The organism is Mesorhizobium sp., assembly GCF_004962925.1.
Classification (GTDB): Bacteria; Pseudomonadota; Alphaproteobacteria; order Rhizobiales; family Rhizobiaceae; genus Mesorhizobium.
This window is the reverse complement of record NZ_SUEO01000011.1, coordinates 3,356-4,052: the sequence shown is the minus strand read 5'-3', so window position 1 is coordinate 4,052 and position 697 is coordinate 3,356. Positions and strand designations below refer to the sequence as shown.

Here is a 697-nt window from a genome sequence, read left to right as displayed (position 1 = left end):
CGCCCGAACGACACCTTGGCCCGCCGTCCGTCGGTCTCGATGTCGGCGCGCAACGTGGTCACCTCGAACGGCTTCCCGCCGGCGACAATCGTGATGGTGCCGTGCTCGATGCCGGTCGGCACGGCCTTGAAGCCCGCCGCCTCGGCACGGCGGATGGTTTCATCAGGCAGGCAAGTGGTGGCGATATCGACATCGGCGACCGGCTGGCCGATGAGCGCATTGCGCACCGCGCCGCCGGCGACACGCGCCTCCTCGCCGCCATCCGCCAGCGCCGCCAGCAGGCGCTGCAGGTGCTTTTCGCCGAGCCAGTCGGCTTTGCCCGCGAGCGACACCGGGCCGCTCACGTATAGAGCCTTTCATAGAGCGTGCGGATGATGCCAGCGGTGACGCCCCAGATGCGCTGGCCGCCATAGGGCATCTCGTAGAAAACCCATTCGAGGTCGTTCCACATGCGGCTGTCGCGGCCGTGGTTGGCCGGGTCCATCAGGAAGCGCAGCGGCACCTCGAAGGCGGCGTCGACCTCCTCGGAATTCAGCGTCAGTGAAAAACCCGGCCGCACGATCCCAAGCACCGGGGCGATGCGATAGCCGCTGCCGGAGACATAATCGGGCATGCGGCCGATGATCTCGATGCGGTCCTGGCCAAGACCGATCTCCTCGAACGTCTCGCGCAATGCCGCCGCCTCCGGGCTCGGGTC

At 67.7% G+C, this 697-nt stretch carries 1 protein-coding gene and 1 pseudogene; both read right to left on the bottom strand.

All coding sequences use genetic code 11. From position 1 onward, the window contains the following. Nucleotides 1-332: pseudogene (locus tag E5W87_RS04590) on the bottom strand (CCA tRNA nucleotidyltransferase); the annotation flags it as partial. An 8-nt stretch (nucleotides 333-340) separates the two neighbouring features. Then, nucleotides 341-697: CoA pyrophosphatase (locus tag E5W87_RS04585; RefSeq protein WP_292394457.1), on the bottom strand; the 357-nt coding region annotated here is incomplete at its 5' end.